Annotated in this window: 3 protein-coding genes and 1 pseudogene; 2 read left to right on the top strand and 2 right to left on the bottom strand. The window is 29.3% G+C overall.

The features are described 5' to 3' along the window. Window positions 1-368 (bottom strand): annotated as a pseudogene (locus tag CM54_RS13035) (orotidine 5'-phosphate decarboxylase / HUMPS family protein); the annotation flags it as partial. 261 nt (window positions 369-629) lie between these two features. Between CM54_RS13035 and CM54_RS11765 the strand changes: the two are divergent. Then, entirely contained in the window at window positions 630-1,562 is a 933-nt protein-coding gene (locus tag CM54_RS11765) for an NADP-dependent oxidoreductase (RefSeq protein ID WP_037551400.1), read from the top strand. A gap of 110 nt (window positions 1,563-1,672) precedes the next feature. On the opposite strand, the gene CM54_RS11770 is transcribed toward CM54_RS11765, so the two are convergent. Next, window positions 1,673-2,386, bottom strand: coding sequence for a DUF536 domain-containing protein (locus tag CM54_RS11770; protein WP_002500633.1), 714 nt, complete (start codon window positions 2,384-2,386; stop codon window positions 1,673-1,675). A 385-nt stretch (window positions 2,387-2,771) separates the two neighbouring features. Here CM54_RS11770 and CM54_RS11775 point away from each other — a divergent pair, with 385 nt between their 5' ends. After that, on the top strand, window positions 2,772-3,725 hold the full coding sequence (locus tag CM54_RS11775) for a replication initiator protein A (RefSeq protein ID WP_002500634.1): 954 nt from the start codon (window positions 2,772-2,774) through the stop codon (window positions 3,723-3,725). Window positions 3,726-4,139: the final 414 nt, after the last annotated feature.

Below are 4,139 nucleotides of genomic sequence, written 5' to 3' on the forward strand. Positions count from 1 at the left end.
AAAACTTTCGCACGTTTTTCTAAATCTTGGACTGCAATCATATCTACTAATAATTGTTTGCCATGTTTATGTGCTTCATCAACTGCTGCTTTAATTGATGCATCTTCTGCAACGCCTAAAATTGTTACTATGTCTGCACCAAATTTAACTGCTTGGCTTACTTCATAGTCGGCAGCATCCATAATTTTTAAATCTGCTAATACTTTTACACTATCAATATTATCATTTAAATGTTGTACAGCTGGTAATCCTTCATTTATAACGATTGGTGTACCAATTTCTACGATATCTACATAATCTTTAACTTTATTTGCTAATTCTGCAGCATCCTCTTTATTTAATAAATCAATTGCTAATTGTAATTCCATTAAAACGCCCTTCTATCTATCTTTTATATTATCATTATGGTATTATTTACGACAAATAACAATACTGACATTTTTGTCACTATAAAAATTAAAGATGTTGTGTTGTTAATTAAATATAATAATAAAGATTATTATATACCCAAATATTTAGCTTTTCTATAATTGGTAGAAGACCTGTTGAAGACATTATAGATGAATTAGGCGAAGAAATTGTTCCATATTTTCCAACACACAAAGTGAACTAATTAGGAGGTTATATTGATGAGAGCATTTGAAATAGAATCATATGGAGAAGCTGATGTATTACAAGAATTTAATTTACCACTACCTGAGATAACAGATGAAGAAGTATTAATTGAAGTTGAAAATACAGGTATTAGCCCATACGATTGGCATGTTAGACGAGGTGAACAAGAAGGGAAAATTGATTACCCTATACCGCTCATTTTAGGATGGGATATATCAGGCGTTATACGTAAAGTCGGCTCAAAAGTAACAGATTTAACAGTAGGTACACCAGTTATTGCAACACAACAACTTGATAAAAACGGTGGTTATGCAGAATTTGTGGCCATTAATCAAAACACAGTTGTTAAAAAACCTGAATCATTATCTTTTGAAGAAGGTGCGACAATTCCAATTAATGGTTTGACTGTCTATCAAGCGTTAATAAAATATGGTGAAATGCAACACGGCGATAAAGTATTAATACATAGTGGCGCAGGTGCAGTAGGTATATTTGGCATTCAATTAGCTAAAGCTAAAGGTGCCTATGTAGCAACTACTGCAAGTACACACAACCATGAATTTTTAAAATCAATTGGGGCAGATGTTACCATTGACTACAATACAGAACGTTTTGAAGATTATGTACATGATTATGACATCGTCCTTGATACACAAGCAGGAGAAACACTTGAACGTAGTTATGATGTATTGAAACCTGGAGGCAGACTAATATCTATACGCGGACAAGTTAATAAAAAGAAAGCAGAAAGTAAGGGAATTACAGCATATTTCACATGGACAGAATTAAATCGTCAAGATTTAATAGAAGTTGTTAATTTATATGGATATGGTGTTGTCAAAGCTTACTTCGAAGCTATTTTCCCACTATCTTTTGTTCGAGAAGCTCATAAATTAAGTGAAAATGGTCATTCTAGAGGGAAAATTGTAATAAATAATAAATCATAATATATGATTTATTATTTAAATTAACATAACCGATGATTATCAGAAGTTCCATCACTATAAAAGGTGTATCAAGGGTTTATAAACTCTTGATACACCTTTTATAGTCATTTTTAATTACCAAACAGTTTACTCCAAAAACTTTTTTTAGAATGATTTTCGTTTCTGATATCCTCTTTCTGCTCACCATCTATTTTATTACCTTGTTGCAGTTCACTATCTTGTTGCTTATCCTCATGTTTATCTTTACTTTCATCCCTAAAATGGGAAACCATTTTTTCTTTTTGACTATCTGAGTCATTATTTATAGAATCCATATTTTCCATTGTTTCTTGAACTTCAATGTCCTGCCTCTTATTAGCAGAATAATTGAGTTGCCTTTCTTCTTCTAACTCAGACTCCAACCTTTGTATTTTTTTGTTACTTTCTAATGCTAATACTTGTTGGTTTTCAAGTAATTTCGACCTTTCTTGTAATTCTTTTCTATAAAATTCTATTGTCGTTTCATGACGTTTTTCTTGTTTTTCAAGTTGTTTATTTAAAGTATCTATTTGCTTTTCGAGTAGTTCAATTATTTGAACATCATATTTAGATTCGTTTTTTTTATTATCTGTTTTAACTTTCTCTGAACTTACATTAGCACTTTCAAAGCCATATTTCTTTTTATTTCTGATTACTCTTTGAATGATTTTTTCTACATCAACATCATTTTTAATGAATGAAGTATTATCCTGTTTCACTGTTTCTATATTCAATCTTTTTATATTATTAAATACAGTCTGTTTACTAACTTCCAATTCTTCACTTATTTCTTTAACGCTCTTCATATCTTCAACCCTTTATAAATACTTTATCAACCCTTTATAAATAAATTTTATCATAAATACTTTTATAAAGGGATCTTAAGTATTCTTAAAAAACCTTTTATAAACATTTGATAATAATCTTATCAAGTGTTTATAAAAGGTTTTTAGTGGGATTATAATATCTTTTATATGTTCTTTTTTAATGATATAATGTCCATAATACGTTTTAGTCCCAACTACTGGTAATAGTTGGGACTGGGTAATAAAACGTTACAATACGTTAGCTATTTAATTTGATATATGTATTATATACAACAATATCTACAGTTTGCAAGTCAAAAAGTTATGTGGATTTGTAATGTTTTATTACCTCTATTCAAATTTAATTGGAAAGAGGTTTTTTATTATGTCTCGTAAAAATATTAAAAATCAAGCAAATCAAAACTTTTATATGCTACATAAAGCATTATTTGTTAATGAAAAATATAAAAAATTAAGTGATAGTGCCAAAGTTACTTATGCAATTCTCAACGATAGAGTTAGCTTGTCGATTAAAAATAATTGGGTCGATGATAATGGGGATATATATTTCATTTTTACAAATGAAAGTCTCCAGAATATATTAGATAAAAGCAAGAATACAATTACTAAAATTAAAAAAGAACTTCAAGCAGTAGGGTTACTTGAACAAATACGTACAGGATTTAATAAACCTAATAAATTATATTTGCATGATATAGAAACTAATATTAATGTAGAAAAAAGTATTCAATCCTCATCTATAACCTATAATGACAAGGACTCCCAAATTTTGGGACTCCAGAATCCCGAATTTTGGGACTCCAGATTCTCAAAATTTGGGAGTCCAGAATCCCAAATTTTAGACCCTAATGATACTGATTATAATGATACTGATTATATTAAGACTGAGAATAATGATACGGATGATTTGAATGATAATAAACTAACTTTTCCTAGTAATCATACAAATCATTCAAATCACGACAATTCAAACTTTAATAATGAGGCTTTAAAATTTCAATTACTCGAAGAACTACCGCAAAGTATTCAAAACTATCTAAGTAACTTTGAAGTAGCTGAAATTAAAATTATCAAAACTGTATTATTAAAAGCCAAAACATCTTTCAACAATGCGATTGATAGCTACTACTTGTTAGAAGATATGGAAATAGAAATACTTCATGTTCTTAAACGTTTCAAAGCTATGCTTATTCAAAAAAATGAAACCGTTGTATCAATGCAAGGATACTTAATGAAATCTCTTAAGTCTGAATTCGCTGAAATGCATACGCTTAATAAACGACGTGATCATTTACCCATCACTTCTTTATTTAATTAATAATGATTTATTTAGAGAGCATCTTTAAATAGATGTTCTCTTTTTTTATTAATCAAGTGGTTGCTAAAGCAACCACCTAGACCAAACGAAAGGTAAAGGAGGAGATAACAAAATAACATCAATACAATGTCACAATTTCACAACATAGCATGCTGCTATTAAAGAAAGGAGGAACTCTTATGCGTAATAAGAAAAAGATTAAGGTTACTTTGGCAATGATTAATGTTCTGTTAACTGCAGTCGAACTTTATCTTCAATGGCAATTAAGTAAATCTGAAAATGAACTGTAGTTAAGCAAGTAGGTGGGACTAAAACAGAAACGTTTTAGTCCTATTTTTTTCTATAAACGAGTATTCTTCGTTTAATAATGGCTCAAACATGTCGCATAAAATGAAAAACAAATAATCATTTAGT

Origin of the sequence: Staphylococcus sp. TE8 (assembly GCF_000692055.1) — a bacterium.
GTDB classification, from domain to species: Bacteria; Bacillota; Bacilli; order Staphylococcales; family Staphylococcaceae; genus Staphylococcus; species Staphylococcus capitis.

Bases quoted from the DNA above. Each gene is read 5' to 3' on its own strand.
- CM54_RS11765 (WP_037551400.1), top strand. From the start codon at position 630: ATGAGAGCATTTGAAATAGAATCATATGGAGAAGCTGATGTATTACAA.
- CM54_RS11770 (WP_002500633.1), bottom strand. From the start codon at position 2,386: ATGAAGAGCGTTAAAGAAATAAGTGAAGAATTGGAAGTTAGTAAACAG.
- CM54_RS11775 (WP_002500634.1), top strand. From the start codon at position 2,772: ATGTCTCGTAAAAATATTAAAAATCAAGCAAATCAAAACTTTTATATG.